The sequence below is a fragment of the Amycolatopsis sp. NPDC089917 genome, from assembly GCF_040684635.1.
GTDB lineage: Bacteria > Actinomycetota > Actinomycetes > Mycobacteriales > Pseudonocardiaceae > Amycolatopsis.
This window is the reverse complement of the sequence record NZ_JBFBGL010000001.1, coordinates 32,537-59,304: the sequence shown is the minus strand read 5'-3', so window position 1 is coordinate 59,304 and position 26,768 is coordinate 32,537. Positions and strand designations below refer to the sequence as shown.

Genomic DNA, 26,768 nt, shown 5'->3' with positions numbered 1-26,768 from the left:
GCCCCAGGCGGCGAGTCCTGCTACGCGCCTCCCGCCGCCACGACCCCGCGCCGCAACGCCTTCACGGCGTCCGAAGCCGCCGCGCCGACCGGATCCGCCTTCCCGAGGACGTCGCGGATCTGGTCCAGCAGGTCGATGACCTGCCGCGACCAGCGGACGAAGTCGCCGGCGGACAGCTCCTGCCCGTTCGCCTCGGCGGCGGTGAGCACCTTCTCCAGCGATTCGCCGCGTGCCCAGCGGTAGACGGGCCAAGCGAACCCGGCGTCGGGCTCGCGGGTGCGGTCCAGCTTGTGCCGCCGCTCGTCTTCGGTGAGCTCCATCCACAGCCGCGTGGTCGCTTGCCACGCGTCGAGCACCTTGCCGGCGGGCAAGCGCGGCTCGCCCGCGGTGTCGCGACGGGCCTCGAAGACCAGCGTCGAGACGACGGCCGCGAGCTCGGCGGGCGCCAGGCCCTTCCAGACGTCGTGCCGGATGCATTCGGCGGCGAGCAGATCGGACTCGCTGTAGAGCCGGGTGAGCCGTTTGCCGTGTTCGGTGACGCGGTCTTCGCCGTCGCCCTTGGACTCCGGGCCGAGGTACCCGCGCTCGCCGAGCAGCCGCAGGATGCGGTCGAAGGCGCGCGCGAGCGAGTGCGTCGTCGCGGCGACCTTGCGTTCCAGCTGCTCGGTCTCCGCCGAGAGACGCTGATAGCGCTCGACCCAGCGCAGGTTCGCCTCGCGTTCGGCCAGCCCGTGGCACGGATGCGCGCGCAGTGCCCGTCGCAGCGCGGCCAGCTCACCGTCCTCATTGGCCCCGGCGCGGCGCTTTTGCCTGCCGGGCAAGGAGATTCCCGCGTTGCGCAGGCTTGAAGCGATGTCGCGACGGGTCTTGGGGGAACGCAGCTCGATGTGCTTCGGCAGCTTGATGTTCCCCAGCGCCTCCACCGGCGACGGGAAGTCCGCCACCGAGAGCGGTCCGGACCAGCGGTCCTCGGTGACCACGACGGGCCGAGGTTCGCGGATCGGATCCAGCCCCGGATCGACGACGACCGCGAGCCCCGCGCGCCGCCCGGCGGGCACGGCGATGACGTCACCCTTGCGGAGCTTCTCCAGCGACTCGGCCGTACCCGCCCGGCGGGCCGAGGTGTTCTGCCGCGAAAGCGCCTTCTCCCGGGCGGAGATCTTCGTGCGCAGCTCGACGTACTCGAGCATCTGCTCGAAGTCGCCGGTGATGGCGGAGGTGTAGCCCCGCAGGGCCTCCTTGTTCCGCTCGATCCGCCGCGCGGTCCCGACCACCGACCGGTCGGCCTGGAACTGCGCGAACGACTGTTCCAGCAGGTCACGGGCCGCCTCGGCGCCGACCTGCGCGACCAGGTTCACCGCCATGTTGTAACCGGGCCGGAAGGACGACCGCAGCGGGTACGTCCGCGTCGAGGCCAGACCGCCGACCTGCTTCGGGTCGATCCCCGGCTGCCAGGCGACGACGGCGTGGCCTTCGACGTCGATCCCGCGCCGTCCCGCGCGCCCGGTGAGCTGCGTGTACTCCCCCGGCGTCAGGTCGACGTGCGCCTCGCCGTTGTACTTGACCAGCCGTTCCAGGACGACGGTCCGCGCGGGCATGTTGATGCCGAGCGCGAGCGTCTCGGTGGCGAAGACGACCTTCACCAGCCCCTGGACGAACAGTTCCTCGACGGTCTCCTTGAACGCCGGGAGCAGACCCGCGTGGTGCCCGGCGATGCCGCGTTCGAGCGCTTCACGCCATTCCCAGTAGCCGAGGACGCCGAGGTCGCCCTCGGGCAGGTCCTTGGTGCGCTCGGCGACGATGCGGCGGACCTTCTCGACCTCTTCGGGACCGTTGAGCCGCAGACCGGACCGCACGCACTGGCCGACGGCGGCGTCGCAGCCCGCCCGGGAGAAGATGAACACGATGGCGGGGAGCAGCCCGGCGTTGTCCAGGCGCTCCACCGTGTCGGTGCGGGACGGCGGCCGGAACCGCGGCATCCGGGACGGTCCCCCGCGACGCCCCCTCGGCCCGCGCGTCCCCGCCGGGGCGAACCCGCGGCCGACCTCCTCGGTGCGGCGCAGCAGGCTGGGGTTGATCCGCAGTTCGGTGCCGGGCGCGTGTTCCTCCTGGCCCGCGAAGAGATCCATCAACCGGTTGCCGACCAGCATGTGCTGCCACAGCGGCACGGGCCGGTGCTCGTCGACGACGACGGTCGTGTCGCCGCGGACCTCGACGAGCCATTCGCCGAACTCCTCGGCGTTGCTCACCGTGGCCGACAGACCGACCACCCGGACGTGCTCGGGCAGGTGGAGGATGACCTCTTCCCAGACGGCGCCGCGGAACCGGTCGGCGAGGTAGTGGACCTCGTCCATCACCACGTACGCGAGCTCGCCGATGGTCGGGGACCCGGCGTAGAGCATGTTGCGCAGGACCTCGGTGGTCATGACCACGACCTGCGCGTTGCCGTTGATCGAGGTGTCACCGGTCAGCAGGCCGACGGCGTCGGCGCCGTAGCGGCCGACGAGATCGGCGTACTTCTGGTTCGACAACGCCTTGATGGGTGTCGTGTAGAAGCACTTGCGGCCCTCGGCGAGGGCGAGGTGCACCGCGAACTCGCCGACCACGGTCTTCCCGGCGCCGGTGGGCGCGCAGACGAGCACGCCGTGCCCGTCTTCGAGCGCCTCGCAGCCGCGGACCTGGAAGTCGTCGAATTCGAACGACGACTCCGCCGCGAAGCGGGTCAGCTGGGGATACCGCGCGCGGCGCTGGGAGGCTGCGTAAGCCTCGGCCGGGGTCTGGGGAGGGCTATTGACCACTTCGTCAGCGTTCCATACCCCACCGACAGTTCGCACTCGGTGTGACGATCTCGGGAACGTCCGGCAGCCCTCTGTCATCCAAGGGCCGGATCCGTGATCGAGAGGGGGCACCATGGAGATCGCTTGCCCGCAGTGCGCGCAGGTCGACCAGGTGCAAAGCGTGCCGGCGGCGTTCCAGGGCGGGCAGACGACGTATCGGGTGCAAGGGGGCGTGACGGCCGTCCCGGCCGGTGACGGCGTGGTCTACGCCTCGACGACGCACCGCGGTGTGTCGGTGACCGCGACCGCGGCGGCGCTCAACCCGTATCCGGTGGTCCGCGGCGCCGGATGTCTCCTGACGGTCGCGCTGTTCCTGCTGATCCCGGCGTTCGCGTTCGTCTCGTTCGCCACCGGCGCGGGTGCCGGAGACCCCGCGCCGACCGCGGGCGGCCGCGTCGGGCAACTCGCCGGCACCTGGTTCTTCCCGTTCGTCTCGTTCGCCCTGGTCGCGCTGTTCGCCGTCCTGTTCGTGCTCCGGCTCCGGCGCAACGCGCGGATCCGGCGGGGCATCCCGGACGCGCTGGCGTACTGGCGGCAGGCGTGGTTCTGCCACCGCTGCGGCGGGGTGTTCTTCCCGCGCGGCGAGCTGATGTCCGCCGCCGCGTTCCGGGGACAGGTCTGGCGCGCGGGCGACTACGCCGGGCTCATCCGACGACGGTGAGCGCGCCGGGGACGCAGGTGATGTCGATCGGCAGGCCGCCCAGCGGCTCGCCGTCGGCGTAGACCGGCAGGTCGCTGCCCGCGAGGTGCAGTCGGGCTGCTTTGAGTGTCCGGACCGCCGGATGCTCGATGTGCCGTCCGGAGCGGACGCCCGGCAGCATCCGCAGCAGATCGCGCCGCGTCGCGTCGCCCACGACGGTGACGTCGAACCGGCCGTCCTCCGGATCGGCTCCGGGGCAGATCCGCATGCCGCCGCCGTAGAACGGGGTGTTGCCGACGGCGATCATGGTGGCGTCGAGTTCGAGGGTCTCGACGTCGGTGCGGAGGACGACCCGACGGGGCCGGAACGCCGCGAGTTCGGCCAGGATCGCGACGTCGTAGCGGCGCGGACCGCGAGGCCAGGTCAGCCGGTTGGCTCGTTCGGTGACGAGGGCGTCGAAGCCCGAGCACAGGACGGTGGCGAACCATTCGCCACCGGCCCGGCCGAGATCGACCCTTCGCCGTTCACCGGCGGCGAGTCGCCTGGCGGCGAGATCGACGGCCGCGTGCGGGTTCTCCGGGATCCCGAGCGCCCTGGCGAAGTCGTTGCCGGTGCCCGCGGGGACGAGTCCCAGGGCGACGCCGGATTCGGCGCAGAACTGGACTCCTTGGTGCGCCGCGCCGTCCCCGCCGAGGACGACGAGGACGTCCAGCCCTGCGGCGCGCGAGTCGGTCATCAGCGCGCGGGATTCCTCGACCGTGTCGGCGACGAGGACGTCGAGCCGGTCGACGACGGGCCGCAGCCGCGCCGCGACCGACTCCGTCAGCCGCCCCGCCGCCCCGTTACCGGAGGCGGGGTGGACGGCCAGTGCCGCGTGCATCCCCGGGATCAGGTGACGTCGTCGGTGTTGGGCCGTTTGCCACCGGCGGTGGTCGAAGGCTCGTCCTCGATCGTGCTCGGCGTGTAGTCGAACGGCGCGGCCTCGTCGTCGGAGAGCTTGTCCCAGCCCTCGTCCTCGCGCACCTTGTCGAGCTTGCGGTCGTGGAAGCGCGCGATCTGGATGGACAGCTCCAGCAGCACGATCAGCGCGGCGGACAGGCCGAGCATCGAGAACGGGTCCGAACCGGGCGTCGCGAAGGCGGCGAAGACGAACACGACCATGATCAGGCCGCGGCGCCACTTCTTCAGCGTCTGGTATTTGAGGACGCCGACGCGGTTCAGCATCACCACGAGCAGCGGGAGCTCGAAACTGACGCCGAAGATCAGCAGCAACGACAGGATGAACGAGATGTACTTGTCACCGGTGAGGGCGGTGATGAACTGGTCGCCACCGAAATTCATCAGCAGCTCGAGAGCGTGCGGAATGAGCAGGTACGCGAGCACCGCGCCGGCGGCGAAGAGGATCGACGCGAAGAAGACGAAGGTGAGCGCGTACTTGCGCTCCTTCGAGTAGAGCCCGGGCGCGATGAACGCCCAGAACTGGTAGAGCCACAGCGGCGCGAACAGCACCGCGCCCGCGGCGAGGCCGACCTTCAGCTGGATCATGAAGGCTTCGAACGGGACGGTCTGGAGCAGCTGACAGTGACCGTTCGGAGTCCCGCCGAGCCTGCGCTGCCACGGAATGCCGCAGTACGGGCCGGTCATGATGTCACCCAGCGAAGGGATGGCGCCCACCCTCGTCTGGAACCAGATGAAGCCGATGATCCCGCCGGCCACGAGGGCGAGCAGCGCGAAGCCCAGACGACGCCGGAACTCGTAGATGTGCTCGATGAGGGTCATCGTGCCGTCGGGATTGGTCCGACGGCTGCGCTTGCGCCGCTTCGACCCGCGGCGTTCCTCACCTGAGGCGGAATCCGCCACTGAACAGTCCGTTCTCGTCAGGGTCCACCATGAGCGCGCCGTGACTTACGGCGCGCTCATCCGCGAACAGGCTCCGCTTGGCTTACTGGAAGCTGCTTGCTGAGACCGCTCAGCTGGCGTTCTTCTGGGCCTGCTCGGCCGGAGCGGGCGTGGCAGCCTGCTGCTTCTTGAGCTCGTCGAGCTGACGCTGGAGGTCGGCGACCTGCTTGTCCTGCGCGGAAGCGGCCGGAGCGGCGGGCGCGGGCGTGGTGGCCTGCGGCAGCTGCTTGGTCTCGACCTCTTCGGTCTCGGCGGCCTTGTCCTTGTCCCCGGCCATGTCCTTGGTCTCGGCCTTGAAGATCTTCATGGACTTGCCGATGGACCGCGCGGCGTCCGGAAGCCTCTTGGCGCCGAACAGCAGAACAACGACGAGCACCAGGATGATGATGTGCCACGGCTGCAGCGCGTTCATCGTTTGCGGCCTCCTTCTCGAGTCTCTGGGTGTGATGTTACCGGTCTTCGAGCCCACGTCGTTGCGCGATCGCCACGCGAAGCGCGGCCGACCGAGCACGAAGCAGCCCTGTCCGTTTTCGGGTGTTCGTAGCCACCATGCTCATCGTATGGGTGAGCACGCGCAAGACTCTGCGTAATTTGATGAGCAAAACGAAGAGCAGGATCAGCCCGGCGACGGCGAGCGCGATGCTCGGCAGGTACGACACGGCGTCACCCTACTGCTCGTAGGTTGACGTTAGGTGACGAGCCCGGGCCAGTGCGTCGGCCGCGCGTCGACGAACCGCCTCGCCGAGTGTGGCGGGGCTCTCCACCTGCGCGTCTCCGCCCAGACCGAGGATGAGGCGGACCATCCACGACTCGTCGGCGTAGCGCATCCGGATCCGCAGCCGCCCGCCGTCGAGCTCGTCGAGCTCCTCGCAGGGGTAGTACTCGGCTACCCAGCGTGCGTCGGGGTCGAGGGCCAGGACGGCTTCCTGCTGATCGGGACGGGGCCGGAAAACACCATCGGAAATGTCAGTGGGCCGGGCGTGCGCGGGCGGGACGGCGGGTTCGTCGAGCACGGTGAGCTCGTCGATGCGGTCGAGCCGGAACAGCCGGACCCCTTCGGCGCGGCGGCACCACGCTTCGAGGTAGCCGACCGCCTGCACGATGAGCAGCCGCATGGGATCGACGGTGCGCTCGGTGATCTCGTCCTTCGAGGCGGTGTAGTACCGGATCCGCAGCGCGCGCTTCGCGGTGAGAGCGGCACGGACGGCTTCGCGGGTCCCGGCGGTCTTCTTGCCTTCGCGCACTCCCCCGCCGACGACGATCCCCGACGGCTGGGCCTGGCCCGCGGCGGCCTCGATCTTCGCGATGGCGCGGCGGACCGCGTCGGCGTCGACCACGCCGGGCGTCTCGGCCAAGGCCCGCAGCGCGACGAGCATGGCCGTCGCCTCGCCGCCGGTGAGCCGCAGCGGGCGGTTCATCCCGGCGTCGTGCGTGACGACGATCGTGTCGCCCTCGAAGGAGAGGTCGATCAGGTCACCGGGACCGTAGCCGGGCAGCCCGCACATCCACAGCAGTTCGAGGTCCTTGCGCAGCTGCTTGGGCGTGACGTCGAAGTCGTGGGCAGCGTCGGTGATCTTGATGCCGGGCCGGGCGAGCAGGTACGGCACGAGCGCGAGCAGGCGCGGCATCCGTCCGGTGGCGCTCATCGGGCACCGCCCGCGTGCGCGATGGCTTCGAGGCGGCTGAAGACCGACTTCGCCAGTACCTCGGGTTCGAGGACGAGGACGTCCGGGCCGTGGGCGGCGAGCCAGTCGGCGGCGGATTCGGGGTAGTACAGCGCGATCTCCACGAGGTCGCCTTCTTCACCCCCGGCATGGCCGCGGCCGACCACCCGGCCGCGGCGGCGGACCCCGGCGGCCCGGCCGTCGGCGACCCAGACGCTGGCGGTGGTCGCCGCGGACGGGTCCTCACTGCTGCTCGCGGAGACCATCCGCAGCAGGTTGACCCCTTCCGGGCGCTCGACGACGCCGGTCGCCCCGAAGGCGTCGACCTTCCCCGTCACGCGCGAAAGCCGGAAACACCGCGACGCGCCACGGTCCCTGTCGTGCCCGACGACGTACCAGCGGCCCCGCCAGGACACCACGCCCCACGGTTCGAGGGTGCGGATCTTGCGCTCGGCGGAACCGCTGCGCCGGTACTCGAAGCGCACGGCCTGCCCGGCCTGGACGGCCGCGAGCAACGGGCCGAACGCCGGTTCGGCGCGGACGCGCGGTTCGACCACGGTCGGGGCGTGGTCGTCGACCTCGACCCCGGCGGCGCGGAGCTTCACCAGCGCGCCTTGGGCTTCCCCCGTCAGTTCCGGTGAATCCCAGAGCCGGACGGCGAGGCCGACCGCGGTCGCCTCGTCGGGCGCGAGATCGATCTCGCCGAGTTCGTAGTCGCGGCGCGCGATCCGGTAGCCGTCGATCGCGTCGAAGGCCGAGTTGCGCCCGGTCTCCAGCGGGATGCCGAGTTCGCGCAGTTCGGTCTTGTCGCGCTCGAACATGCGGAAGTAGGCCTCGTCGCTGGCCGCGTCGGCGTACCCGGGCACGATGCCCCGGATCCGATCGGCGGTGAGGTACTGCCGGGTGGACAGCAGGGCCAGGACCAGGTTGACCAAGCGTTCGGCGCGTGCGGTGGACACCCGGCTACCCTAGCCCGCGCCGTCCGACCCGATGGTGAGAGCCGCCGATCGCGCGTCGTAACGATCCCTGGCGGTCTCGACCTCGTCGAACCGGGTCTCGGCCCAGTCCTTGATCCCGGCCAGCAGTTGCCGGAGGCTCCGGCCGAGTTCGGTCAGTTCGTAGTCGACGCGGACCGGTACGCACGCGGTGACGGTGCGGGTCAGCAGGCCGTCCCGTTCCAGGGTCCGCAGGGTCTGCGTGAGCATCTTCTGGCTGACGCCGGCGATCCGGCGCGAGAGGTCGCTGTAGCGCTGAGGCCCCTCGCCGAGCGCGACGAGGATGAGGCTGACCCACTTGCCCGAGACCTCGTCGAGCAGCTTCCGGGCCGGACAGGCCGCGAGGTAGGCGTCGTAGGCCCGTTTCTCCTCGTCCCGCCGCTGCTGTGCCGTGCGCGTGACCACGGTGCGCGTACCTCCGCGTGGGTTGGGCACCTCGAGGTGCGTACTTCCCGATGGAGAGTAACTCCCCTTACGTTCGCCGGGGAACGACACCTTGGAGGAGAACGATGCGCGCAGTGGTGGTCCGCCGGTTCGGCGGACCGGAGGTCCTGGAGTTCACCGATCCGCCGGTGCCCGTGCCCGGCCCCGGCCAGGTCCGGGTGAAGGTGGAGGCAGCCGCGGTCAACCCGGTCGACGCCGCGACCAGATCGGGTTTCCTGACCGAGGCGGGGATCATCCCGCCGCGTGACGTGCTCGGGATCGGCTGGGACGTGGCGGGGACCGTCGACGCGGTGGGCTACGGCGTCACCGGATTCGCCGCGGGCGACGTCGTGATCGGCTTGCGGGACAGGCCGTCTGCGGCGCTCGGCACTTACGCCGAGTTCGTCGTTCTCGACGACGGCGCGATCGCCACCGCCCCGCGAACGGTGTCCCCGGCCGAGGCCGCGACCCTGCCGTTGAACGGGCTCACCGCTGTGCAGGCACTCGACCTGCTCGATCTCCCACCTGGAGCGACGGTCCTGGTGACCGGCGCGGCGGGCGCTGTCGGCGGTTACGCGGTCGCCCTGGCGAAGGCGCGCGGCTTCCGCGTGGTGGCGGTCGCCGGTTCCGCCGACGAAGCGCCGGCCCGGGGCTTCGGTGCGGACGTTTTCCTACCCCGTGGCGACCTCCTGGGCGACCGGGTGCGGGCCGTGATTCCCGGCGGCGTGGACGCGACGCTCGACACGGCCCTGCTCGGACTCGAAGCTCTGGACGCCGTCGCGAACCGCGGCCGGTTCGTGGTGTTCGCGGCCGGCGCGGCTCCGATTCCCTTGCGCGGCGTCAGGGTCGAGCACGTGTGGATCCGCGCGGACGGTGCCGCGCTGGCCGAGCTCGCGACTCTGGTCGACGAAGGCGTGCTCGCGCTCCGGGTCGCGGACACCCTGCCGTTGAGCGACGCGGTGAAAGCACATGAGCGCCTGGCCGTGGGCGGACTCCGCGGGCGACTGGTCCTGACCAAAGAATAAGTTGACGCTTAATTAAGCCTGCGGTTATCTTCACCTCATGGACAACGACACGACCCGGCTCGAACTCCGGCGCGAGTACCCGGACCCCATCGAAGACGTCTGGTCGGCACTCACCGAATCCGACCGCACCGCGCGCTGGATCGGCCCGTGGACGGGGGAAGCCGGAGTCGGCAACACGATCGCGCTGTCGATGACCGCCGAGGAGGGCTCCGAACCGAGCCATGCCGTCATCCGCGAATGCGATCCGCCGAAACGCCTGGTCATGGATCTGCAGAACAAAGAGGAACCGACCTGGCGAGTGGAGCTGACCCTGACGTCGAGGGGCGACGGCACGGTGCTCGACTTCGTGCACCTGATGCCCGAAACCGACTGGGACACCTCGGACATCCTCAAGGGCTGGCACTTCTACCTCGACCGGCTCAGCGCCTCCCTGGTCGGCGAACCGGTGCCCGAGTGGGACGGCTACACGCCGCCTACTTTGGAGGCATGAACGATCGAGTACTGCTGATCACCGGCGCCTCACGCGGCCTCGGCGAGGCCACCGCACGCCGGGCCGCGGCCGCCGGCTTCCGGCTGGCGTTGCTTTCCCGCGACCGCGAGGCGCTCCTCCCCCTCGTCGCCGAATTCGGCGAGGACCGCGCCCTCGCGCTCGCGGTGGACGTCACCGACTGGGAGTCGCTGTCCGCCGCCGTGGAGACGGTGAAGAAGACGTTCGGCGGCCTGGACGCGGTGTTCGCCAACGCGGGACAGAGCGTCGTGGTCTCGTTCTTCGGCGAGGGCGGCGCGGACCCGGAGCACTGGCGGGACATGGTCCTGACGAACGTCTACGGCACCGCCCTCACTGCGCGGGCGACCCTGCCGTCGCTGGCGGAATCGAAGGGGCACCTCGTGCTCACCGGTTCGGTCGCCGGGCGCTACCACCGGCCGGGGAACCTCTACTCGGCGACGAAATGGGCGGTGACCGGGCTGGCCGGATCGATCCGCGAAGAAGCCGTCGGCACCGGCGTCCGGGTCACCGTCGTGCAGCCGGGCCTGGTCGACACCTCGATGATCCCCGAGGATTCGAAGTCCAAGCCGAAACTGGACCCCGACGACATCGCGAGGGCGGTGCTCTACGCACTGGAGCAGCCGCCCTCGGTCGACGTCAACGAGATCGTGGTCCGGCCGACCGGCCAGGTCCGTTAGCGGGACAGCAGCGCCCCGGCCAGCCGCCGCCAGTGCGGCATGGCCGATTCACCGGGCTCGACGCCGATGACCTGCACCCCGACGTGGTCGGCGCCGGCGTCGAGATGCCCTTGCAGTTTCGCGGCGATCGTGTCGAGATCGCCCCAGAACACGAGGTCGTCGACGAGCCGGTCGCTGCCGCGTCCGCCGTCGATGTCGGCTTCGGTGTAGCCGAGGCGGAGGAACTTGGCGACGTTGTACTTCGACGTCAGGTACCCGTGCAGGTGTTCACGGGCGATCTCGCGCGCCTTGCCTGGGTCGGCTTCGAACAGCACAGCGTGCTCGACACCGAGGAAGGCCTTCTCCCCCAGCACTTCCCTCGCCTGGGCGGTGTGCGAGACCGTCACGTGATAGGTGTGCGCGCCCTCGGACCGGTCGCGGGCCAGTTCGAGCATCTTCGGCCCGTACGCGGCCAGCAGCCGCCGCATCGGCGCGGCGGGCAGCGGATTCGCACTCGTGACGGCGTCGAGTTCGTCGAGGTAGCCGTTCATCGCTTCCAGCGGCTTCACCCCGGGCTGCGCGCCGCCGAACCCGAGCCCCAGCACGTGCCGGTCCGGATAGGCGTCGGCCAGCAGGACCGCCGCGCCGCGGGTCCACCGCGCACCACGGGAGCCGATCCGCGCGATCCCGTTGACCACGGCGATCCGCTCGGTGGACGCGAGCAGGAATCCGGCGTGGGTCAGCGCTTCCCGGCCGTCCCGTTCCGGGATCCAGATCGCGGGCCAGCCGAGTTCTTCCAGCTCCCGCGCCGAATCAGTTCCATCTGTGTCTCCTCAGGTCGAGTCCTACATATCGAAGTATCGCAGATTCTCGATATGTTATTCCCGAACGAGCTCAGATGGAGCGTCCCAGCAGGTCGACGAGCTGCGCGATCCGCTGTTCGTCACGCCGGTAGTGCGTCCACTTCCCCACCCGGGTGGACCGGACGAGCCCGGCACGCTGCAGCAACGCCATGTACGCCGACACCGTGGACTGCGCGAGCCCCAGCTTCTCCTGGAGATGACTGACGCAGACCCCGACCTCGTTCTGGTCGGCGATCGCCCTCTCCGGCGGGAAATGCCGGTCCGGTTCGCGCAGCCAGCCGAGCACCTGGAGCCGGATCGGGTTGGCGAGCGCCTTCAGCACCTCGACCAGATGCTCGGTGGTCTCCGGAACGGGTTCAGCGTGTGCGGTCATGGTCCTTCGAGCTTAGACGCCGGAGAGCCGGGCCGCCCTGCCCTTGGCCCCGCTCGCCCAGCACGCGCCGCGCGCGCAGTCGACGGAATCCAGGGATCCGGTGTCGAACGATTTCCAGTGCCGTCCGCCGTCCGGGCTCAGGTCGCTCCCGCCAGGGCCGACGGCGATGACCGTGTTCCCCAGCCACGCCAGACCGGACCGGTAGCCGACCGGCGCCTCCGACGGCGTCCGCCAGGTACGGCCCTTGTCCGCGCTCAACGCGACCGCCGGGCCAGGCGCGTTCGGCGCCGCGTAGTCACCGCCGATGGCCACGCCGTGCCGCGGGTCCCGGAACGTCACCGAGAAGACCCCGGCGGAGGCGCCAGTGGGCAGCGGGGTGTCGGCTGCCTCCCAGGTCTTCCCGCCGTCACCGGAGTGCAGGACACGCGCACGGGAACCGCCGCCGGTCGCGATCCAGGCGTCGCGCGGACCCGCCGTGGTGAGGCACTGACCGCTGGCGGCGAACCCGAACTCTCCGTCGAGCGCGGGAACCATCCCCTCGGCGGGCACGGCCGTCCAGGTACGGCCTCCGTCCGAAGTGGACCGCAACCGGAACTTGCCGTCCACCGGATCGCTCATCGCGAGACCGCGCCGATGGTCGAAGAACGCGACACAGTCGTAGAACGCGGCCGGGTCGCTGTTCTGGAAGGACAGCCGCCAGCTCTTGCCACCGTCGTCGGTGCGGTAGATCCGGGACGCGTCGCCGGGCCCGATGGACAGGGCGACCGCGTGATCGGCGTCGAACGCCTCGATGTCACGGAAGTCGAGAGCCTCGGTGCCGGCCGGGGCGACCGGCTTCCAAGTGCGACCGCGGTCGGTGGTGCGCAGGATCGTACCCTTGCTGCCGCTGACCCAAGCCGTGCGGGAATCCACCGCGGAGAGCCCGCGCAACTGCGCGTCCGTACCCGTCGGGGTGTCCGTCCACGCGGGCTCGGGACATTCCGGCGCGGCGTGCGCGACGCCGGTGAACGCCAACGGGACGATCGCTCCCAGCACGACCAGCAACCCACGGCTCATCGACGCACCTCTCCCTCGATCGAAGAATCGCGCAGGCAACCCTAGCCTGGCCGACGGCGGCCTGGCGAGACCCGAGTCAGCCGGACTCCCGCGCGAGATGCTTCCGCACCTTCTCCGTGGTCGGAAAGAACAAGCGGTGGGAGACGACGAGGTTGACGACCGTCAGGATCATGGCGAGCACCGGCAGGAGCGTGTACATCACGATGCCGGGCGTCACTTCGATGCGATCTTGCGGGTCGTACCGGCCGGACGAAAGCAAACCGGGTACGTAGAAGACCAAGAACGTCGTCATCGAGAAAATCGCACCCACGCACAACCCCGCCTCGACTCCTCGAAGGATGATGGTGCCTTTGGTGTCTATCTGGCCGGTTCTCACGAGCGTCCGTGAGATCAGCATGGCGGTTCCCGACAACAGCACCGCACCGGCCGCGAAAGTGGCCATCCCCATGGTGAGGACGTTCGCACCATCGGTCGAGGTCGGAAGAACTCGGCCCGAAATCTGGATGACGATCACCATGGCCAGGCCGATCGCGCCCGTTCCGATCCCTAGGCTGGTGGCGACTTCGCGGATGGTTCTGATCATTCCTGGCGGGATGCGACGGTAGGGCTCCTCCGGCCACGCGGTCGGGTAGGTCACGGTTGCCGCTTCCAGTCAGTCGAGTGCGACATCGTTTCCGTGTTAACCCTGGGCCACGTGGCTCCGAGGGAGTTCACCTTGTCCTGAATCGCTGTCTGCTCCACTCCGATGCTGTTGGTGAGCGAATCCACAGCGCTGATAGTGGTAAAAATCGACGCGATACCAGCGCCGATCATACCGACCAGAATCGCGACCGCGGCCGGAATGCCGACAACACTGATCGCACTGAGGGCGGCAACGACGGCGGCGATGGCCAAGGCCGCGAAGGTGCCATATATCTGAGTCCAGAAGCTTTCCAGGCCGTTGGCGAGGTTGACCAGGGAGTTCCTGATCTGCAATCCCAGGTCCTTGAGGGAGTTCAGCCCTGCGACTTGAGCGGGCACAGTGACTTTGTACGTCTCTGCCGCCTTTCCGCTCCATTCGATGTTCGTCTTGAGCTTGTCCAGAGATACCGAACCGGCGATATCTCCAATACTGTCTCCGATCCGGTCCGACCATTCGGCGGCAACCTGCCTCAGCTTGGCCGGGTCACCCTTGTCATTCATGAACCGGTTGATCGCGTCCCAGAACTCGGTCATTTTTCCGTTCAGCGCGTTCATGCCTCGGCGGACGGGTTCGATCAGATCCGAGAGGATGTCCGGCACCCAGCTCATCACGTCGTTCACTTTGTCGAACAGCTCACGAATCTTGTCTTCGATCTCACGAAGCTTTTCCAGCGACTGATCGATGACCGGATTCGCTCCAGCGGCAGTCATGGTGGATCCCCCTCAAGGTAAGCCGTCAGCCGCGGCCGGCTCGATCGATGTCGCCGGCACGCTGGTCCTCGTCGTGCGCGTACCGTTCGGCGGCCGCGCGCAACGAAGTGGACAGTGCGCGGAAGTTGTTTCCGGCCTGGTCGATCATGTCTTGAATGAGCGCGCGGGCCTGGTTGTACTGTTTGTCGAGCCCCTTCGCCGCCGCATACGACATGACCTCTCGCGGGGTCAGGCTCAGCGGCTCGATCGCCGCGCGCGGAGGGGCGAGGGCGTCAGCGGCGGCGTCCCAAAGGCCCGCGTCCGAACGCAGTGCGTCCAACGCCAGCGAAATATCGTAATTGTCCGCCATTACGCCTGCTCCCTGCTAATCGACGGTTCGAGCCCGACCCGGCGCGCCATCCGGTGCGGGTCGAAGAGCAGTCCCATGATCTCGGCGATCGCGGGACCTTGCGGACCGTCGGCAAGCCCCGGAGGCACACCGGCTTTGCGGAGCTGACGGAGCACGTCGAGGATTTCGCTCTCGATCTCGCCAGTGCGCACCCGCGCTACCCATGACGGATCGATCTCCACGGCTACGACCTGTCCGTTGGTCACCGTTCCGTGGACATGGCCGCCGCGACTCTCGGCGGTGACGCGGCGGTCGACGACCGCGACGGCCCGCTCGGTGAACTGCGCCAGTTCGGCGGTCGCGGCCTCAACGAGGCGCAACATGTCCTGAGTGCCGAGAGGCGACTCGTCGGCGTTGGACGCGGAGGTCGCGCCGAAGGTCGGCATCGGCGGCGGGTTGCGGGCGACGTCGTCCATTTGCCTGCCCAAAGCGGCGATGGTGGCGGCGTTCGCGGCCGCTGTCACCGCGCTGTGCAACCCGCGCGGGTCGACAGACTGTTTCCACTCCGGTGAGAGGAGCACTGCGAGAACGTCGGCCTCCGGTGACACGACCACCGTGACGACACCGTCCGGGTCCCGCCCGCTGATCCGGTCCTCTTCGGGAACCTGGTCAGTCGCCGACGACGTCGGCGGATCGTCGTCCCGCTCGAGTTCTTCCTCGAAAGCCCACCGCTCGTCGTCCATCCTCGCCCTCCCCGGCTCAGAACCCACAGCGATCCACACGGTACATGGAGTGACGATCGCGTGTCAGGCGGTTCTGAGCCGGGTGTCGGTCAGAGCGAGGAGATGAGCCTCTCGACCCGTTCGTCCACCGAGCGGAACGGGTCCTTGCACAGCACGGTCCGCTGCGCCTGGTCGTTCAGCTTGAGGTGCACCCAGTCCACGGTGAAGTCGCGTCCGGCGGCCTGCGCGGCGGCGATGAAGTCACCGCGCAGTTTCGCCCGCGTGGTCTGCGGCGGGGTGTCCTTGGCCAGTTCGATCTCGCCGTCGTCGGTCACCCGGCGCACGAGGCCCTTGCGCTGCAGCAGGTCGAAGATGCCGCGGCCACGCCGGATGTCGTGGTAGGCGAGGTCGAGTTGGGCGATCCGCGGGCTCGACAGGTCGAGGTCGTGCTTGTTGCGGTAGCGCTCGACCAGCCGGTGCTTGATCGCCCAGTCGATCTCGGTGTCGATCTTGCTGAAGTCCTGCTGCTCGACGGCCTCCAGCGCCCGGCCCCAGAGCTCGACGACGCGCTCGGACTGCGGCGACGAACCGGTCTCCTTGACGTGCTGGACGGCGCGGGCGTGGTACTCGCGCTGGATGTCCAGCGCGGACGCCTCGCGACCGCCGGCGAGCCGCACCTGGCGACGGCCGGTGAGGTCGTGGCTGATCTCGCGGATGGCCCTTATCGGGTTGTCCAGGGTGAAGTCGCGGAACTGGACGCCCGCCTCGATCATCTCCAGCACCAGGTTCGCCGAACCGACCTTGAGCATCGTGGTCGGCTCGGCCATGTTCGAGTCGCCGACGATCACGTGCAGGCGCCGATAGCGCTCCGCGTCGGCGTGCGGCTCGTCGCGGGTGTTGATGATCGGCCGCGAGCGCGTGGTGGCGCTGGAGACGCCTTCCCAGATGTGTTCCGCCCGCTGGGACAGGCAGTACACCGCGCCCCGCGGCGTCTGCAGCACCTTGCCCGCGCCGCAGATCAGCTGCCTGGTCACCAGGAACGGCAGCAGCACGTCGGCGATCCGCGAGAACTCCCCGGCACGGGTCACGAGGTAGTTCTCGTGGCAGCCGTAGGAGTTGCCCGCCGAGTCGGTGTTGTTCTTGAAGAGGAAGATGTCACCGCCGATGCCCTCGTCGGCCAGCCGCCGCTCGGCGTCGACCAGGAGGTCCTCGAGGATCCGTTCCCCGGCCTTGTCATGCGTGACGAGCTGGACGAGGTCGTCGCATTCCGCCGTCGCGTACTCCGGGTGGGAGCCCACGTCGAGGTAGAGCCGCGAGCCGTTCGACAGGAAGACGTTCGAGGAACGCCCCCAGGACACGACACGCCGAAACAGGTAACGCGCCACTTCGTCCGGGGAGAGCCTGCGTTGCCCGTGAAAGGTGCAAGTCACCCCGAACTCGGTCTCGATGCCAAAGATCCGCCGCTGCATCTCACCAGAGTAGGCGGTGAGGCCCCACTGACGGTGCGCCGTTCGGGCGGCGACACGCGGTCGGTACGTTTCATTCGGTGAAAGGTGTGCGGGACGTCCCGATCGGGTATCACGCACATGACGTCCCGGCCCGGAAGTGGGGAACCCGTGTTAAAGCAGCTCAAGCGCCCTTTCCGCAAGGTCGGGCGGACCGACAGACGGCTGATGGCACGGAGCGCGGCGCTGCCGAGGACCAGGGCCGACGACGTGATCACGTCACTCTCCAAAAGTGCCGACAAATCCAAGCTCTGGTGGTGTGTCGCGATCGCGCTCGCGGCGAAGAAGGGCCCGGCACGCCGAGGCGCGCTCCGCGGCGTGGCCGCCATCGCCGGGGCGAGCGCCGCGGCGAACCTGATCGGCAAACCGCTGTTCCCCCGCCGCCGTCCCGCGGCCGAGGAGGTTCCGCTGCACCGGCGCCTCGTCCGGCGGCCGACCTCGTCGTCGTTCCCGTCCGGGCACTCGGCGTCTGCGGCCGCCTTCGTCACGGCGGTCGCGATGGAGTCGCCCAAAACGGGCGCGGCCCTCGTGCCGCTGGCCGCCGCGGTCGCCTACTCCCGCGTCCACACCGGCGTCCACTGGCCCAGTGACGTCGGCGTCGGGATCGGCATCGGCGTCGGCGCGGGCCTGCTGACGCGGCACTGGTGGCCGCTGAACCCCGACGCCCCCGGTCGTACCGCGCACACCGCCGACGCACCCGAGATGCGCGACGGCGAGGACATGCTCGTCCTGGTCAACCCGCATTCGGGGATCGACGGCCAGGACCCGACCGAGGAAGCCCGCTTCGCCTGGCCCAAGGCCACCATCCTGTACCCGGACGCGAAGCGGGACCTGCGCGAACAGCTCTGCGACGAGATCGCCGCCCGGGACAACACCGTGCGCGCGCTCGGGGTGGCGGGCGGCGACGGGACGGTCGCCGCGGTGGCCGCCGTCGCGGCCGACCACGACCTTCCGCTAGCGCTCATCCCGGCGGGCACCCTCAACCACTTCGCCCGCGACGTCGGCATGCGCTCGATGCCCGACGCGGACGCCGCCACCGAGGCAGGCAACGCCGTCGGCGTCGACCTCGGCGAGGTCGAGATCAACGACGACGACCACCGCTACTTCGTGAACACCGCCAGCCTCGGCGGCTACCCGGAAATGGTGCGGATAAGGGAAAAGCTGCAGAAGCGGCACCCCAAATGGCCGTCGGCGGCGATCGCGCTCGCCCGCACCCTCCGGCGCGCCAAACCGCTGGAAGTGACCCTCAACGGCAAGCACACCAGCATCTGGCTGCTGTTCGTCGGCAACGGCACCTACTCGCCCAAGGGATTCGCGCCCTCGCACCGGCCTGCCCTCGACACCGGGCTCCTCGACGTCCGCTACCTGCGGGCCGACCTGCCCTACTCGCGGGCGCGGTTCATCCTCGCGACGATCACGAACAGCCTCAACGCCAGCCACGTCTACCAGGAACTCGACGTCCCGGAACTGCACGTCCGGCTGCTCAACGGCAACCGGCGCGTCGCCACCGACGGCGAGGTCGGACCGCTCGGCAACGACTTCCTGTTCCGGTCCCGGCCCAGCGCGCTCACCATCTACCGGCTCTAGGTTCCCAGCAGGGCGCTGCCCAGTGGTGTCAGCGAGTGCAGCACGGCGTTGCGGTCGCGTTCGGTGGTGATCAGCCCCGCGCGCCGCAGCACGGTGGTGTGCTTGCTGGCCGCGGACGGTGTCACGCCCAGTCTGGCGGCGAGCTCCGACGTGCTGCACCCGACCGCGAGCACCGCGAGCGTCGCCGCCCGGGTCGGCCCGAGCAGGTCGGCCAGGGCGGCGTCCGGGGATCTTCGCGCGTCACGGCCGTGCCCGATCGACGGCGGGGCCTGCCGCACCGCCGGATACAGCAGCCGGATCGGTCCCTCGCCCTCCGCTGGGACGACCACCGGGCACACCGCGAAGTACGTCGGCGAAAGCATCAACCCCGTGCCGTCCGCACCCCAGGAACCGGGGACCCCGTCGTCGGTCTCCAGCACCGGTGACGCCCAGCGCACCAAAGGACGCAGGCTCGCCATCACCCCGTCTACACCGTCGTTCAGCAACAACCGCGCGCGTAGCGCCCGGTCCGCGTCGACCTGGTCCCGCGCCGGTTCCCAGACCGGCGCCAGCGACAGTTCGAAATAGTCCCGCATAGCTTGGACGAGCTTCGGCAGTCCCGCGGTGTCCCCAGCGGGCAGGCCCGCCGCCCAGGCGGGCAGATCGTGGTCGACCGGGGCGTCGCGCAACGCCGTTTTCAGGCACACCGGGTCGGTCCGGGCGACCTCCGCGAGACCTGCTTCCAAGCCTCGTTCTTCGGTGGCGGGAACGAGAAACGCCGGGATCGCCGCGTACGGCCGGCACAGCCACAACAGCACCGAGGCCGACTCCACCAGCCCGAGCCGGACCCGGTGCCGCCACCGGGTGAACAACGCGGTGCCGGCGTCGTGTCGCTGGAGGACCTGCAAGCTCGAAACCAGCTCGGCCAAGGGATCGGCTTCCGGCGCGAGTCGGACGCGGGTCAGGTCCTGCAACGTCAGCTCGATGCGCACGGAGGTCCTCGCCTTGATCGAAGTCGTCGCCGTGTGATCGCGGGCCAGGACATTCCGTTACATCACCGGACCGCCCTCTTGACCTGGTCGGCCGAAGTCCACTGTGTACGGAGGCCGACCGCACGAAGGCCCCCTTCCTTGCGCTGGAAGCGAGGAAGGGGGCCTTCGCGTGGTCGGGAGTGACTCAGTCCTTCTTGGACTCGCCTTCGGGCTTGTCGTCGCCGTCGGCGTCGTCCTTCTTCGGCTCCTCCGGCTCGGCGGGCAGCAGCGCGTCGAGCGCCGCACCGGCGACCCGGCGGAACTTGCGGCCACGCCGGTCCCGCTCCAGGACGGCGACTTCGAGCTTCACCGGGTCCGAGTCGCCGTTGGCCGGCGCGGGGGTGTTGTCGCGCAACGCCTTCACCGCGACGCCGAGCGCGGCGGCCAGCTCCATGTCCGGCTCGAAGCTCTCCTTCAGCTTCGTGGTGAGCGTGTCGGCCTGACCGCCCATCACGACGAACTTCGGCTCGTCGAAGATCGAGCCGTCGTAGGTCAGCCGGTACAGCTGGTCCTCGGCGGCGGTCGCGCCGACCTCGGCGACGCAGACCTCGACCTCGAACGGCTTCAACTGCTCGGTGAAGATGCTGCCCAGCGTCGCGGCGTACGCGTTCGCCAGCGCACGCGCGCTGACGTCCCGCCGGTCGTACTGGTAGCCCTTCAGATCCGCGTGCCGGATCCCGGCGACCCGGAGGTTTTCGAACTCGCTGTAGCGGCCGACTGCCGCGAAACCGATCCGGTCGTAGATCTCAGACACCTTGTGCAACGTCGCCGAAGGGTTCTCGGCCACGAACAGCACGCCACCGCGGTACTTGAGCACGACCACGCTCCGGCCCCGCGCGATGCCCTTGCGCGCGATCTCGGAACGCTCCCGCATCAACTGCTCGGGAGAGGCGTACAACGGCATCGTCACTGTGGTGCTCCGCTCTTTCTGGCTCTCATCGGAAAGGGACAGGGAGGACGGACTAACGCCCGCGCTCGGCTCGGGCGGCCACGACCGCTTCGGCCACCGCGGTCGTCTGCTCCAGCGGCAACGCCACCGCACCCTGCTCCGCGGTGACCGTCACGATCGTCGGGAAGATCCGGCGCACCAGATCCGGTCCGCCGGTCGCGGTGTCGTCGTCCGCCGCGTCGTACAACGCCTCCACCGCCGTCCGGATCGCGGCTTCGGCGTCCGCGTCCGGGTCGTGCAGCTTCTTCAGCGAACCCTTCGCGAACAGCGAACCAGATCCGATCGCGTGGTAACCGGCGCTCTCCTCGTAGCGGCCGCCCGTCGCGTCGTACGAGACGATCCGGCCCGCGTGCTTCGCGTCCTCCGCGTCGAGGTCGTACCCGACGAACAGCGGCAGCACGGCCAGCCCCGCCATCGCCATCTCCAGGTTGGACTTCACCAGCCCCGCGAGTTTGTTCGTCTTGCCGTCGAGCGAGAGCGAAACACCCTCGATCTTCTCGTAGTGCGCCAGTTCGACCGCGTACAGCCGCACCATCTCGATCGCCAGCCCGGCCGAGCCCGCGATGCCCACCGCCGAGTACTCGTCGGTGACGTGAACCTTCTCCATGTCCCGCGAAGCGATCAGGTTGCCCGACGTCGCCCGCCGGTCACCGGCGATCAGCACCCCGCCCGCGAACTTGACCGCGACGATCGTCGTTCCGTGCGGCGCGTCCAGCCCGCCCGACCCGGCCGCGACACGCCGCTCCGGGAGCAGCTCGGGCGCCTGCGCCCGAAGGAAGTCCGAGAACGACGAGGTCGCCGACGAGAAGTACGCGGCGGGCAGCGCCGACTTACCCGAGGTGTGTTCCATACGTGCTCAAAGTTCCAATCTGTGTGATCCGCCGGCTCCGCACAGGCGGCCGCGAAGGCCGCCGGAAGACGGTTACTCGCCGCCCTTTTGCACGTACGCGCGCACGAAGTCTTCGGCGTTCTCTTCGAGTACGTCGTCGATCTCGTCGAGGATCGTGTCGACGTCCTCACCGAGCTTCTCGCGCCGCTCCTGGCCCGCCGGACCGCCGCCCTCGAACTCTTCGTCCGAGTCGCCTCCGCCGTGCTTTTCGATCTTTTCCTGAGCCATCTCGCCTCCCGGTGTGGCCGATGTTTCCTAGCCTACCCAGCGGTCCCGACATTCCGTGGGATCCGTGATCGCTTAACCCCGATGAAAGGAAATACCGCTAGTCCGAACCGGTGAGCGCCTCCACCAGCTCCTCGGCGGTCGCGGAGTCGTCCAGCAACTTCCCCACGTGGGCCTTCGTGCCCCGCAACGGCTCCAACGTCGGGATCCGCACCAGCGATTCCCTGCCGACGTCGAAGATGACCGAATCCCAGGACGCCGCGGCGATGGAGTTGGCGTACTTCTCCAGCGTGCGGCCCCGGAAATAGGCCCTGGTGTCGGAAGGCGGGGTCGTGACCGCCTCCAGCACCTCCTCCTCGGACACCAGGCGCTTCATCGAACCCCTGGTGACGAGCCTGTTGTACAGACCCTTGTCCAGCCGGACATCCGAGTACTGCAGGTCGACCAGCCGCAGCCGCGGCGCGCCCCAGGCCAGCTGGTCGCGCGCGCGGTAGCCCTCGAGCAACCGCAGCTTCGCCGGCCAGTCCAGCCTGTCCGCGCATTCCTGGGGGTCCCGCGCCAGCGCGTCCAGGATCTCGCCCCAGACCCGCAGGACCTCCTTGGAGGCCTCGTCCGCGCCGGTGCGCTCCAGGTTCGCCGACGCGATCTCGTGATAGGCGAACTGGAGGTCCAGCCCGGTGTACTTCCGCCCGTTGGCCAGCGACACCTTCGCCTTCAGCGTGGGGTCGTGGCTGATCTGGTGCACCGCCCGCACCGGCTCGTCGAGTTTCAGGTCGTCGAACCGGATGCCGGCCTCGATCAGGTCCAGCACCAGCGCCGTCGTCCCGACCTTGAGGTACGTCGAGTACTCGGCGAGGTTGGCGTCCCCGATGATGACGTGCAGCCGCCGGTACTTGTCCGCGTCGGCGTGCGGCTCGTCGCGCGTGTTGATGATGCCGCGTTTGAGCGTCGTCTCCAGGCCGACCTCGACCTCGATGTAGTCGGAACGCTGCGAGAGCTGGAAGCCCGCTTCCTCGCTCTGCTGCCCGACACCGACGCGACCCGACCCGGTGACCACCTGGCGGGACGCGAAGAACGGCGTCAGTCCCGCGATCACCGCGGTGAACGGGGTCGAACGCTGCATCAGGTAGTTCTCGTGCGTGCCGTAGCTCGCGCCCTTGCCGTCGACGTTGTTCTTGTACAGCTGCAACGGCGGCTGGCCGGGGACGGTGGCGGCCTTGCGCGCCGCCTCCTCCATGACCCGCTCCCCCGCCTTGTCCCAGATGACCGCGTCGCGCGCGTTCGTCACCTCGGGCGCCGAGTACTCCGGGTGAGCGTGGTCGACGTACAGCCGCGCCCCGTTGGTCAGGATCACGTTCGCCGCGCCGAGGTCCTCGACGTCCGGGTCGTGTCCCGGGCCGCTCGGGCCGGTCAGGTCGAACCCGCGGGCGTCGCGCAGGGGCGACTCCACCTCGTAGTCCCACCGTGCCCGCCTCGCCCGCGGGATGTCCGCCGCGGCCGCGTAGGCGAGCACGACCTGTGTCGAGGTGAGTACCGGGTTCGCCGTCGCGTCGCCCGGCACCGCGATGCCGTACTCGACTTCGGTTCCCATGATCCGCCGCATACCCACCACCCTACGGGGTCGGAGGCGTGCGACGATGCCCCCCATGTCAGGCAGTGACGAACTCGTTGCGCTCTATGACCTCGCCGGAACCGCCGCGGGAGCGGCCACCCGTTCCCGGGTCCGCGCCGAGGGCCTCTGGCACGCGGCCGGCGTGGTATTGGTCCGTTCGGGTGATGGAGAGCGCGTCTACGTGCATCTCCGTACTGCCACCAAGGATGTCTATCCCTCCACTTGGGACTGCTGGGCCGGCGGCATCGTCGCGGCAGGCGAGTCACCGGAGGAGTGCGCCCGCCGCGAGCTGGGTGAAGAACTCGGTGTTCACGGGGTGGAACTGCGGCCGCTCTTCGTCCACATCACCGACGACGACACGATCCGCTGCCACAACTTCGCCTTCGAAACGCGCTGGGACGGACCCTTCGTCCATCAACCGTCCGAAGTGGTCGAAGGACGCTGGCTGACGCTGACCGAGTTGCGTTCGTGGCTCGACGATCCGGAGAGCCGGTTCATCCCGGACGGACGCCTCGGCGCGCTGGAGTGGTTCCGGCGGGAAGACGCCCGCTAGGCCGAACGGAGGCGCTGCGCGACCGTCGGCAGCAGCCGCTTCGCCGCGTCCGTCGCACGCGCCTCGGTCCCGGCGGTCACGCTGAGGGCGGAGACGAGTTTCCCCTTGGCGAGCAACACCGTGCACGTCGCGCCTTCACACCAGGCGCGCTGGGCTTCGATGCCGGTCTGCTTCGTCAGCGTGAGCTTCTTGCCGTCGCACTCCGCCTGGGCGACGACGTCCGCCGCCTCGCGGTCGGTGTACTCCGTGACCTGATGTTCCAGCGTCGAACCGCTCGGGTACGACCACGCCGTGGACCGGCTCGTGCCGCGGGTCAGACCGGTCAGACAGCCGGACACCTTGCTCTCGCCCGGGGCGACCTCTTCCTCGGCGACGTCCTCGTCGGTCAGCAGAGCGGCGGAAACCGCCGCGGGGACCGGAGCCCGGGTCGACGACGGCGGGACCGGGGCGGCCTGCGGCTTGACCGAAGGCTGCGCGGGTTCGACCGTGGGCGTCGGCGTCGGGTCGTCGTAGTAGGTGTCGAGGTCGTTGGGCCGGTCGGCGCATCCCGACAGACCGAACAGCGCGACCGTCGCCACCGCGAGCACCTGCCGATGACGCACCCTCGAGCCTCCCCGGTGTCCCGCCTGACGTTTGCCGCGAGACTAGTCCAGTCCCTCAGTGCCAGCCGAGGCAGGACCTGTGCCGCCAGTAGGCGACTGGTTCTTCGGCGAGCGCGCCCAGTTCGGAGAGCTCGTCGGCGGTCAGCTTCGCCTTCGCGGCAACGAGATTCTCCGCGAGCTGGGCCGTGCTCGACGGGCCGATGACCGCGACCGGCCGCCAGTCCTGTGCCAGGACGGCCGCGATCGCCACCGCGTCCGGGCCCGCCCCGTGCTCCCGCGCGATCCGCGCGAGCACCGGCGGCGGCTCGACCACCAGCCGCCCGTTCGCGACGGTTTCCTTGACCAGCACCTGTTTCCCGGCGGCGCGGGCCTCCGCGAGCGCGGGGCCGACGGAGGGTTCGAGCAGATTCCACGTCGACTGCACGGCACTGAAGACGGGTGTCCCGGCCACCTCCAGCTCGAACGCGCGGCGGATCGCGTCGGCCTGCGCGGGGCCGGACGTGGAGAAACCGACCGGGACACCATCGGCGGCGAGTCCGGCCAGCGCCTCGATCAGCCGCTCGTCGGTGAACAACGGACTGTCCACAGTGAGCGAGTGGACCTGGTACAGCGAGACGGCTTTCCCCAGCAGGCCAACGGTTTCCGCCCACTGCTCGGCGAACCGCGCCGCGGTGTGCTCCTTGATCTCGTGCACGTCCGCGTCGAGCTTCCACTCCCCCACGTAGCGGTAGCCCCATTTACTGGACACCGTCACGTCGCGGTGGGCGCGATCGGCGAGCCAGCCGGAGAGGAACTCCTCCGAGGAACCATACGAACGGGCGACGTCGATCCACCGGACGCCCGCGCGGTAGGCGTCGTCCAGCACGTCGTACGTCGCCGCGCGCATCGCCTCGAACTCGCGTCCGGGCGGGAGCGCGTCGGCCCGGCCGAGGTTGATGTACGCGGGCCTGCCGAGCGCCGCCAGTCCGACGGCGATCCGGTCGCCGGTCTCCGAGTCTGTCACCGGGCTCCTTCGTTCTTGTGGCGGAGGATCGCGAGCCATTGGCTCGAGTTCTGCGCCTGCCGGTGGAGCTTTTCGAGGCGGGCCGCCGGGGCCCGAACGTAACCCTTGCCGAACACCGGCGCGATCTGACGGAGGCTGGCGCCCTCCTCCCTGGCGGCGAGCAACGCCCAGTCGGACGCGTCGGCGCAGGCCGCGGAGGCGCGCCGCAACTCGCCCAGCAGCTCGATGAGCTCAGGGGCGCTCATCTCGCCCGCCTGGACGGCGGCGGCCGTCGTTTCCAGCCACGCCAGGACATCGGCTTCGGTGATCGGCGCACGCGGGCGCCCGGGGGATTCGCTCACAGCCCGTGAGTATAGGTCGTTATACGCTCGGCGCGCGGCAACGCCACGCGCGAGTTTTCGGACACATCGTCCGAAAACCGCTGGAGCGCAAAGTGGATTCCCGATTCACTGAGCTCGAAGTTGAGAACTCAGGAGAAGGACAATTGGGACGTTTCGGTATCGCGATCCGATTCGCGGCGCTCGCGATCGTATGGGGTGCGAGTTTTCTGTTCATCAAAGTCGGGCTCACCGGTTTGTCGCCCGCCCAGGTGGCGCTTTCGCGGGTCTGCCTCGGCGCCGTGGCGCTGATCGCCATCGCCGCCTGGCGCCGCAAGCCACTCCCCCGTGATCCGGCCGTCTGGGGCCATCTCGCGGTCGTTTCCGTGCTGCTGTGCGTCATCCCGTTCCTGCTCTTCTCCTGGGCCGAGCAGTACATCTCGTCCGGGCTCGCCAGCATCTTCAACGCGACGACCCCGCTGATCACCATGCTCGTCGCCGCGGCAGCGCTGCCGTCCGAGCGGTTCACGAAGGCCCGCACGACCGGTCTGGCCCTCGGGTTCCTCGGCGTGCTCACCATCGTCGGGGTCTGGCAAGGGATCGACGTCTCGCACGAGCTGACCGCGCAGCTGGCCTGCCTCGGCGCGACGACCTGCTACGGGATCTCGTTCGTCTACGTGCGGCGGTTCATCTCCTGGCGGAACCTCGACGCGCCGACCATCGCGCTCGGGCAGGTCTGCTGCGGCGCCGTCGTGATGCTGCTGCTCGCGCCGTTCATCGCGACGACGCCGGTGAACCTCGACACGCCGATCGTCCTCAGCATGATCGCGCTCGGGGCCTTGGGCACCGGGCTCGCGTACGCCTGGAACGCGTCGATCATCGCGGCGTGGGGCGCGTCGAACGCGTCGGCGGTGACCTACCTCACACCCGTGGTCGGCGTGCTGCTCGGCGTCCTGGTGCTCGACGAGCCGCTGGCGTGGAACCAGCCCGTCGGCGCGTTGCTCGTCGTTCTCGGGATCCTGGCCGCGCACGGGCGGCTGAGCCCGCGCAAGAAGGTCGCGGAACCCGCGGCCGCCGAAGCAACCATGTGACGAAGGGGCCCTTCACCGCATTTGCCGCGGTGAAGGGCCCCTTC

30 protein-coding genes and 1 pseudogene are annotated in these 26,768 nt (G+C 69.4%); 7 read left to right on the top strand and 24 right to left on the bottom strand.

Annotated elements, in window-relative coordinates; all coding sequences use genetic code 11:
- Positions 1–20: 20 nt before the first annotated feature.
- Positions 21–2,798, bottom strand: a complete 2,778-nt coding sequence (locus AB0N89_RS00310; protein WP_364198541.1) for a DEAD/DEAH box helicase — start codon at positions 2,796–2,798, stop codon at positions 21–23.
- A 112-nt stretch (positions 2,799–2,910) separates the two neighbouring features.
- On the opposite strand from AB0N89_RS00310, the gene AB0N89_RS00305 reads away from it, so the two are divergent.
- A complete protein-coding gene (locus tag AB0N89_RS00305; RefSeq protein WP_364198539.1) occupies positions 2,911–3,498 on the top strand; it encodes a hypothetical protein in 588 nt (195 codons plus the stop codon).
- Here AB0N89_RS00305 and AB0N89_RS00300 read toward each other — a convergent pair.
- The 7 genes from AB0N89_RS00300 to AB0N89_RS00270 form a co-directional block, all read right to left on the bottom strand.
- The gene (locus AB0N89_RS00300; protein ID WP_364198536.1) at positions 3,482–4,357 is read right to left on the bottom strand and encodes a YegS/Rv2252/BmrU family lipid kinase; all 876 of its coding nucleotides are present in this window, start codon (positions 4,355–4,357) and stop codon (positions 3,482–3,484) included. The two genes, AB0N89_RS00305 and AB0N89_RS00300, sit on opposite strands and share 17 nt — an antisense overlap.
- An 8-nt stretch (positions 4,358–4,365) precedes the next feature.
- On the bottom strand, positions 4,366–5,337 hold the full coding sequence (gene tatC / locus AB0N89_RS00295) for a twin-arginine translocase subunit TatC (RefSeq protein ID WP_364198533.1): 972 nt from the start codon (positions 5,335–5,337) through the stop codon (positions 4,366–4,368).
- 109 nt (positions 5,338–5,446) lie between these two features.
- Positions 5,447–5,788, bottom strand: a complete 342-nt coding sequence (gene tatA / locus AB0N89_RS00290) for a Sec-independent protein translocase subunit TatA (protein WP_191251588.1) — start codon at positions 5,786–5,788, stop codon at positions 5,447–5,449.
- Between the two features lie 37 nt (positions 5,789–5,825).
- A complete protein-coding gene (locus tag AB0N89_RS00285; RefSeq protein ID WP_005150907.1) occupies positions 5,826–6,035 on the bottom strand; it encodes a bacteriophage holin in 210 nt (69 codons plus the stop codon).
- Between the two features lie 9 nt (positions 6,036–6,044).
- Entirely contained in the window at positions 6,045–7,022 is a 978-nt protein-coding gene (locus tag AB0N89_RS00280) for a YafY family protein (protein WP_364198529.1), read from the bottom strand.
- The gene (locus AB0N89_RS00275) at positions 7,019–7,999 is read right to left on the bottom strand and encodes a WYL domain-containing protein (RefSeq protein ID WP_364198527.1); all 981 of its coding nucleotides are present in this window, start codon (positions 7,997–7,999) and stop codon (positions 7,019–7,021) included. The genes AB0N89_RS00280 and AB0N89_RS00275 overlap by 4 nt, the downstream gene beginning before the upstream one ends.
- A gap of 9 nt (positions 8,000–8,008) precedes the next feature.
- Positions 8,009–8,440: a helix-turn-helix domain-containing protein gene (locus AB0N89_RS00270; RefSeq protein ID WP_364198524.1), complete on the bottom strand. Its 432-nt coding sequence runs from the start codon at positions 8,438–8,440 to the stop codon at positions 8,009–8,011.
- Positions 8,441–8,544: 104 nt separating this feature from the next.
- Here AB0N89_RS00270 and AB0N89_RS00265 point away from each other — a divergent pair, with 104 nt between their 5' ends.
- Genes AB0N89_RS00265 through AB0N89_RS00255 form a run of 3 tightly spaced genes read left to right on the top strand, consistent with a single transcriptional unit; the run spans position 8,545 to position 10,668 of the window.
- Positions 8,545–9,483 (top strand): NADP-dependent oxidoreductase, encoded by a 939-nt coding sequence (locus AB0N89_RS00265; RefSeq protein ID WP_364198522.1) that lies wholly within the window; start codon positions 8,545–8,547, stop codon positions 9,481–9,483.
- A 37-nt stretch (positions 9,484–9,520) separates the two neighbouring features.
- Complete coding sequence (locus AB0N89_RS00260; protein ID WP_364198519.1) at positions 9,521–9,973, top strand: SRPBCC family protein; 453 nt, start codon at positions 9,521–9,523, stop codon at positions 9,971–9,973.
- Positions 9,970–10,668, top strand: a complete 699-nt coding sequence (locus AB0N89_RS00255) for an SDR family NAD(P)-dependent oxidoreductase (RefSeq protein WP_364198517.1) — start codon at positions 9,970–9,972, stop codon at positions 10,666–10,668. Before AB0N89_RS00260 ends, AB0N89_RS00255 begins: the two co-directional genes overlap by 4 nt.
- Here the strand turns inward: AB0N89_RS00255 and AB0N89_RS00250 are convergent.
- From AB0N89_RS00250 to pafA, 8 genes and pseudogenes are all read right to left on the bottom strand, one after another.
- Positions 10,665–11,462, bottom strand: a pseudogene (locus tag AB0N89_RS00250) (TIGR03620 family F420-dependent LLM class oxidoreductase); the annotation flags it as partial. The gene AB0N89_RS00255 and the pseudogene AB0N89_RS00250 overlap by 4 nt on opposite strands.
- Before the next feature lie 79 nt (positions 11,463–11,541).
- A complete protein-coding gene (locus AB0N89_RS00245) occupies positions 11,542–11,883 on the bottom strand; it encodes a metalloregulator ArsR/SmtB family transcription factor (protein ID WP_364198515.1) in 342 nt (113 codons plus the stop codon).
- A 12-nt stretch (positions 11,884–11,895) separates the two neighbouring features.
- Complete coding sequence (locus tag AB0N89_RS00240; RefSeq protein WP_364198513.1) at positions 11,896–12,939, bottom strand: oxidoreductase; 1,044 nt, start codon at positions 12,937–12,939, stop codon at positions 11,896–11,898.
- 76 nt (positions 12,940–13,015) lie between these two features.
- A complete protein-coding gene (locus tag AB0N89_RS00235; RefSeq protein ID WP_364198511.1) occupies positions 13,016–13,576 on the bottom strand; it encodes a hypothetical protein in 561 nt (186 codons plus the stop codon).
- Complete coding sequence (locus tag AB0N89_RS00230) at positions 13,573–14,331, bottom strand: hypothetical protein (RefSeq protein ID WP_364198508.1); 759 nt, start codon at positions 14,329–14,331, stop codon at positions 13,573–13,575. The genes AB0N89_RS00235 and AB0N89_RS00230 overlap by 4 nt, the downstream gene beginning before the upstream one ends.
- A 25-nt stretch (positions 14,332–14,356) precedes the next feature.
- The gene (locus AB0N89_RS00225; protein ID WP_364198505.1) at positions 14,357–14,680 is read right to left on the bottom strand and encodes a hypothetical protein; all 324 of its coding nucleotides are present in this window, start codon (positions 14,678–14,680) and stop codon (positions 14,357–14,359) included.
- A complete protein-coding gene (locus tag AB0N89_RS00220) occupies positions 14,680–15,402 on the bottom strand; it encodes a YbaB/EbfC family nucleoid-associated protein (protein ID WP_364198502.1) in 723 nt (240 codons plus the stop codon). The genes AB0N89_RS00225 and AB0N89_RS00220 overlap by 1 nt, the downstream gene beginning before the upstream one ends.
- Before the next feature lie 89 nt (positions 15,403–15,491).
- On the bottom strand, positions 15,492–16,850 hold the full coding sequence (pafA, locus tag AB0N89_RS00215; protein ID WP_007035399.1) for a Pup--protein ligase: 1,359 nt from the start codon (positions 16,848–16,850) through the stop codon (positions 15,492–15,494).
- 147 nt (positions 16,851–16,997) lie between these two features.
- Between pafA and AB0N89_RS00210 the strand changes: the two genes are divergently transcribed.
- Positions 16,998–18,473, top strand: a complete 1,476-nt coding sequence (locus AB0N89_RS00210) for a phosphatase PAP2 family protein (RefSeq protein ID WP_364198499.1) — start codon at positions 16,998–17,000, stop codon at positions 18,471–18,473.
- Here the strand turns inward: AB0N89_RS00210 and AB0N89_RS00205 are convergent.
- The 5 genes from AB0N89_RS00205 to dop all read right to left on the bottom strand — a co-directional run bounded on the left by AB0N89_RS00205 (position 18,470) and on the right by dop (position 23,149).
- Positions 18,470–19,444 carry a helix-turn-helix domain-containing protein gene (locus AB0N89_RS00205; protein ID WP_364198496.1) on the bottom strand — a complete coding sequence of 325 codons (975 nt, stop codon included), beginning with the start codon at positions 19,442–19,444 and terminating at the stop codon, positions 18,470–18,472. The genes AB0N89_RS00210 and AB0N89_RS00205 overlap by 4 nt on opposite strands.
- 184 nt (positions 19,445–19,628) lie before the next feature.
- Entirely contained in the window at positions 19,629–20,393 is a 765-nt protein-coding gene (gene prcA / locus AB0N89_RS00200; RefSeq protein ID WP_364198494.1) for a proteasome subunit alpha, read from the bottom strand.
- Positions 20,394–20,445: 52 nt separating this feature from the next.
- Positions 20,446–21,282, bottom strand: a complete 837-nt coding sequence (gene prcB / locus AB0N89_RS00195) for a proteasome subunit beta (protein ID WP_364198491.1) — start codon at positions 21,280–21,282, stop codon at positions 20,446–20,448.
- Positions 21,283–21,354: 72 nt separating this feature from the next.
- Positions 21,355–21,549 carry a ubiquitin-like protein Pup gene (locus tag AB0N89_RS00190; RefSeq protein WP_005150863.1) on the bottom strand — a complete coding sequence of 65 codons (195 nt, stop codon included), beginning with the start codon at positions 21,547–21,549 and terminating at the stop codon, positions 21,355–21,357.
- A gap of 97 nt (positions 21,550–21,646) precedes the next feature.
- Positions 21,647–23,149, bottom strand: a complete 1,503-nt coding sequence (gene dop, locus AB0N89_RS00185; protein WP_093934025.1) for a depupylase/deamidase Dop — start codon at positions 23,147–23,149, stop codon at positions 21,647–21,649.
- Positions 23,150–23,192: 43 nt separating this feature from the next.
- Here dop and AB0N89_RS00180 point away from each other — a divergent pair, with 43 nt between their 5' ends.
- Entirely contained in the window at positions 23,193–23,711 is a 519-nt protein-coding gene (locus tag AB0N89_RS00180) for an NUDIX domain-containing protein (RefSeq protein ID WP_364198487.1), read from the top strand.
- Here the strand turns inward: AB0N89_RS00180 and AB0N89_RS00175 are convergent.
- From AB0N89_RS00175 to AB0N89_RS00165, 3 genes are read right to left on the bottom strand one after another with little or no spacing between them, the layout of a single operon-like run.
- Positions 23,708–24,313: a hypothetical protein gene (locus AB0N89_RS00175; RefSeq protein WP_364198484.1), complete on the bottom strand. Its 606-nt coding sequence runs from the start codon at positions 24,311–24,313 to the stop codon at positions 23,708–23,710. The genes AB0N89_RS00180 and AB0N89_RS00175 overlap by 4 nt on opposite strands.
- Positions 24,314–24,368: 55 nt before the next feature.
- On the bottom strand, positions 24,369–25,316 hold the full coding sequence (locus AB0N89_RS00170) for an aldo/keto reductase (protein WP_364198482.1): 948 nt from the start codon (positions 25,314–25,316) through the stop codon (positions 24,369–24,371).
- Complete coding sequence (locus tag AB0N89_RS00165; protein ID WP_364198480.1) at positions 25,313–25,657, bottom strand: hypothetical protein; 345 nt, start codon at positions 25,655–25,657, stop codon at positions 25,313–25,315. The genes AB0N89_RS00170 and AB0N89_RS00165 overlap by 4 nt, the downstream gene beginning before the upstream one ends.
- A gap of 143 nt (positions 25,658–25,800) precedes the next feature.
- Here AB0N89_RS00165 and AB0N89_RS00160 point away from each other — a divergent pair, with 143 nt between their 5' ends.
- Entirely contained in the window at positions 25,801–26,724 is a 924-nt protein-coding gene (locus AB0N89_RS00160) for a DMT family transporter (RefSeq protein ID WP_364198477.1), read from the top strand.
- Positions 26,725–26,768 lie beyond the last annotated feature (44 nt).

Bases quoted from the DNA above. Each gene is read 5' to 3' on its own strand.
- AB0N89_RS00245 (WP_364198515.1), bottom strand. From the start codon at position 11,883: ATGACCGCACACGCTGAACCCGTTCCGGAGACCACCGAGCATCTGGTC.
- tatA (WP_191251588.1), bottom strand. From the start codon at position 5,788: ATGAACGCGCTGCAGCCGTGGCACATCATCATCCTGGTGCTCGTCGTT.
- prcB (WP_364198491.1), bottom strand. From the start codon at position 21,282: ATGGAACACACCTCGGGTAAGTCGGCGCTGCCCGCCGCGTACTTCTCG.
- AB0N89_RS00300 (WP_364198536.1), bottom strand. From the start codon at position 4,357: ATGCACGCGGCACTGGCCGTCCACCCCGCCTCCGGTAACGGGGCGGCG.
- AB0N89_RS00190 (WP_005150863.1), bottom strand. From the start codon at position 21,549: ATGGCTCAGGAAAAGATCGAAAAGCACGGCGGAGGCGACTCGGACGAA.
- AB0N89_RS00230 (WP_364198508.1), bottom strand. From the start codon at position 14,331: ATGACTGCCGCTGGAGCGAATCCGGTCATCGATCAGTCGCTGGAAAAG.
- AB0N89_RS00225 (WP_364198505.1), bottom strand. From the start codon at position 14,680: ATGGCGGACAATTACGATATTTCGCTGGCGTTGGACGCACTGCGTTCG.
- pafA (WP_007035399.1), bottom strand. From the start codon at position 16,850: ATGCAGCGGCGGATCTTTGGCATCGAGACCGAGTTCGGGGTGACTTGC.
- AB0N89_RS00240 (WP_364198513.1), bottom strand. From the start codon at position 12,939: ATGAGCCGTGGGTTGCTGGTCGTGCTGGGAGCGATCGTCCCGTTGGCG.
- AB0N89_RS00305 (WP_364198539.1), top strand. From the start codon at position 2,911: ATGGAGATCGCTTGCCCGCAGTGCGCGCAGGTCGACCAGGTGCAAAGC.
- dop (WP_093934025.1), bottom strand. From the start codon at position 23,149: ATGCGGCGGATCATGGGAACCGAAGTCGAGTACGGCATCGCGGTGCCG.
- AB0N89_RS00180 (WP_364198487.1), top strand. From the start codon at position 23,193: ATGTCAGGCAGTGACGAACTCGTTGCGCTCTATGACCTCGCCGGAACC.
- AB0N89_RS00280 (WP_364198529.1), bottom strand. From the start codon at position 7,022: ATGAGCGCCACCGGACGGATGCCGCGCCTGCTCGCGCTCGTGCCGTAC.
- AB0N89_RS00220 (WP_364198502.1), bottom strand. From the start codon at position 15,402: ATGGACGACGAGCGGTGGGCTTTCGAGGAAGAACTCGAGCGGGACGAC.
- AB0N89_RS00260 (WP_364198519.1), top strand. From the start codon at position 9,521: ATGGACAACGACACGACCCGGCTCGAACTCCGGCGCGAGTACCCGGAC.
- AB0N89_RS00255 (WP_364198517.1), top strand. From the start codon at position 9,970: ATGAACGATCGAGTACTGCTGATCACCGGCGCCTCACGCGGCCTCGGC.
- AB0N89_RS00265 (WP_364198522.1), top strand. From the start codon at position 8,545: ATGCGCGCAGTGGTGGTCCGCCGGTTCGGCGGACCGGAGGTCCTGGAG.